The sequence below is a fragment of the Nigerium sp. genome (assembly GCF_039811905.1).
Lineage (GTDB): Bacteria > Actinomycetota > Actinomycetes > Propionibacteriales > Propionibacteriaceae > Propioniciclava.
The window spans coordinates 1-3,573 of sequence record NZ_JBDHZL010000167.1 but is presented as its reverse complement, the minus strand read 5'-3'; the positions used below and the strand labels follow the sequence as shown (position 1 = coordinate 3,573).

The 3,573-nt window shown below is 70.9% G+C and carries 3 protein-coding genes; all 3 read right to left on the bottom strand.

Annotated elements, in window-relative coordinates; translation table 11 throughout:
* Positions 1-1,413: amino acid permease (locus tag WMJ97_RS14770; protein ID WP_347349766.1), on the bottom strand; the 1,413-nt coding region annotated here is incomplete at its 3' end.
* A 165-nt stretch (positions 1,414-1,578) separates the two neighbouring features.
* Complete coding sequence (locus tag WMJ97_RS14765) at positions 1,579-2,460, bottom strand: ABC transporter ATP-binding protein (protein WP_347349765.1); 882 nt, start codon at positions 2,458-2,460, stop codon at positions 1,579-1,581.
* On the bottom strand, positions 2,454-3,573 hold a 1,120-nt coding region (locus WMJ97_RS14760; protein ID WP_347349764.1), incomplete at its 5' end, for an ABC transporter permease. The genes WMJ97_RS14765 and WMJ97_RS14760, both read right to left, overlap by 7 nt.

Below are 3,573 nucleotides of genomic sequence, written 5' to 3'. Positions count from 1 at the left end.
GATCGCCATGCCGATCAGCAGCCAGACCAAGAAGCGAACCCAGGTGTCGACGCCGAGGCTCGACATCATCACGAGGCACAGCACGGCCGACAGGATCGGCACGAACGGCGACCACGGCACGCGGAACGGCCGCTTCATGTCGGGCGCGGTCTTGCGGAGGACGGCGACGGCGACGGACACGATGAGGAAGGCGAAGAGCGTCCCGATGCTCACCATGTCGGCGAGCAGCCGCAGCGGCACGAGGGCGGCCAGAGCGGCGATGAGCAGGGTGGAGGCGATCGTGACGCCGATCGGCGTCCCCCACTTCGGGTGCACCATCCCGATGCGCTTGGGCAGCAGCCCGTCGCGGCAGAGGGCGAAGGCGACGCGGCCCATGCCGACGATGTCGACCAGGATGACCGACGTCAGCCCGCAGACGGCTGCGATCGAGATGAGGATGCCTGCCCACCCGAGGCCGACCGCGTCAAAGGCGTCCGCGAGGGGTGCGCCCTCGGACAGGTTCGTGTACTTCACCATGCCGGTCACGACGAAGCACACCGCGACGTAGAGCACCGTGCAGATGATGAGCGAGCCCAGCAGGCCCTTCGGCATGTCGCGGCCCGGGTTCTTCGTCTCCTCGCCGAGGTTCGCGACGACCTCGAAGCCGCTGTACGCGAAGAACACGACGGCGGCCGCCGCGAGGACGCCCCCGATGCCGAACTTCGTCGGCTCGACGCCGGTGAGGAACTGGTAGAGCGGCTGCTCCCAGGCGGACGCCCCGCCCTCGCTGGGCTGGGCCGGCGGGATGAACGGGTGGTAGTTCGCGACGCGGATGAAGAACGCCCCGACGCAGATGATGAAGACGCAGATGGACACCTTGATGACGACCAGCGCGGTGGTCACCCAGCGGGCCTCGCTGATGCCCCGGGCGGCGACGAAGCCGAGGACCAGCACGATCGCGACGGCGCCGACGTTCACCGGGGCCGCCTCGCCGAAGAGCGTGGTCGGCAGGTTCAGCGCGCTTTGTAGATAGCCGGACCACCCTCGGGCGACGACGGCGGCGCCGAGGGCGAACTCGAGGACGAGGTCCCACGCGATCACCCACGCGAAGATCTCGCCGATCGTGGTGTAGGCGTACGTGTAGGCGCTGCCGGCCGTCGGGACCGCGGCCGCGAGCTCGGCGTAGCAGAGGGCCGCGAGCATCGCGATGCCGCCCGCCAGCGCGAACGAGATCACGATCGCCGGCCCGGCGTTGTTGCGCGCCTGGATGCCGGTGAGCGTGAAGATGCCCGTGCCGATGATCATGCCGATGCCGAACGCGATCAGGTCGCGCGCCCCCAGCGTCTTCTTCAGGAGTGCCCCGCGGTGGCCTTCGTCGTCTTGGTGGAGGACGGTGTCCACCGACTTCCGCCGGAGCGGAGAAGTTGTTGTCATGGCGGAGAAAATACGGCCGTTGGGGCCCCGTACGCCATCCCTTCGGGTGATGTAACGCGATGTTCACGGCGAACGGCGCCGGCGAGCGGCACCGGCGGGCGGCGTCGGCGTCCGTCTGACGCGCGGTGCCGCCCGCCCGCGAACCGGGACGTGCACACCGGACGCCTACTGGCCGAGGAGTCCCAGCACGTGGCGGCGCAGTTCACGGAAGGCGGGGTCGTCCTCGGCGCGGGGGCGCGGCAGGTCCACCGGGACGTCGGCGACGACCGTCGCCGGGCGCGGCGAGAACACGATCACGCGGTCGGAGAGCATGAGCGCCTCCTCGACGTCGTGCGTGACCATGATCCCGGTGAAGCCCTGGCTGGCCCAGAGGCGTCCGATGTCGTGTTGCAGGCTCGTGCGGGTGAGGGCGTCCAGCTTGCCGAGCGGTTCGTCGAACAGGAGGATCCGCGGGCGGTTCACGAGCGCTCGCACCAGCGACACCCGCTGGGCCATGCCGCCGGAGAGCTGCGCGGGCAGCGCGGTGCGGAAGTCGTCCAGGTGGACCATCGCGATCATGTCGTCGACGCGGGCGATCTCGTCGGGGTCGTCCGCGACGCCGCGCACCTCGGGACCCAGGCCGACGTTCTGCTCGACGGTCAGCCAGGGGAGCAGCGTCGGGTCCTGGAAGACGACGCCGCGCGAGGGGTCCGGACCGGTGACGAGGTGGCCGTCGGCGTAGACCTCGCCGGTGATCGGCTGGTCGAGCCCCGCGATGAGGCGCAGCAGCGTCGACTTGCCCGAGCCCGACGGCCCGACGAGGCTGACGAACTCGCCCGGACGCACCGACAGGCTGACGTCGTCGAGCACCGGCAGGGGCTCCCGCTTGGAGATGAACGCCTGGGTGACGCCCAGGACGTCCACCGCTCCGCCGGCGGGGAGGGCGGCGTCCACGGGCTGGATCGCGCCGGTCGGATCGGCGATCTCGGACGCGCCGGTCGGATCGGGAGCGCCGGTCGTCTCGGCCGCGTCGGACGCGGACGGCGTGGGGTTGGGGTGGTTCACCATCGGGTCAGGTCCTTCTGCCAGGCGAGCACCCGGTTACGGATGGCGAGTTCGAGGTTCAGCAGGGATCCGCAGAGCACCACCATCACGGCGATCGCCGCGTACATGGCCGGGTAGGCGCTCCAGCCCTTCTTCCAGTTGATGTACCAGCCGAGGCCGGAGTTGACGCCGAGCGTCTCGGCGATGGTCAGCGTGACGAATGCGGTGGGCAGCGCCATGAAGATGCCGGTGAAGATGTTCGGCAGGGCGGCCGGCAGCGACACTTTGAAGATCAGGAAGCGGTTGGACGCCCCCAGCGTCTGGCACACGTCGAAGTAGTCGCGCGGAACCGACCGGATGCCCGCGCTCGTGAGCACGGTCATCGGGAACCACACGGTCAGGGCGATCAGGAACACCGCCGCGCTGAACGAGCTCGGGAACGCGATGAACACGATCGGGATCCACGCGAGCGTCGGCACCGGGCCGATGTAGCGGACGATCGGGTTCAGCCAGTAGCCCGCCTGCTTCGACCAGCCCATCCACAGGCCGGTCGCCAGGCCGGTGATGCCGCCGCAGAACAGGCCGACGGCCAGCAGCGCGAGCGAGTTGCCGATGGACTGCCCCAGCAGGACGCGGTCCGTCCACGCCTCCGTGACCAGTTGTCCGGGCGGCGGGAAGTACGGCGGCGTGAGCGCCCCCGTTTTCGCTGTGGCGAGCTCCCAGAGGGCGAAGACCACCGCGAGGGTGATCCACCACGGCGCCCAGGCGCCGAGCCAGCGGGACGCCTGCAGCCCGGCCTTCGTGCCGGGCCGGGCTGCCAGCGCCCAGGCGGCGGCCAGCCCGACGGCGATGACGGACGCCAACGCCAGCGCCGGCCGTTCGCCGTGGACGGTGAAGGCGCGCGTCGGCGGGACGAGCGCGACAAGCAGCGCGCCGGCGGCCCACAGGCCGACCGCGATGCCGGTGAGCAGGTGGTTCACGGTCCTGGGACGGTGCCGGCGCACCAGCGCCGACCGGACGACCGGGTCCGCCGCGAGGACGCCGTCGCGCCGCTCGGCGTCCTGCTCGGCCACCGAGGGGGCGGCTGGGGGAGCCGGCCGGGAAGCCGGCTGGGTGGTGAGGGCGGTCATTACCAGT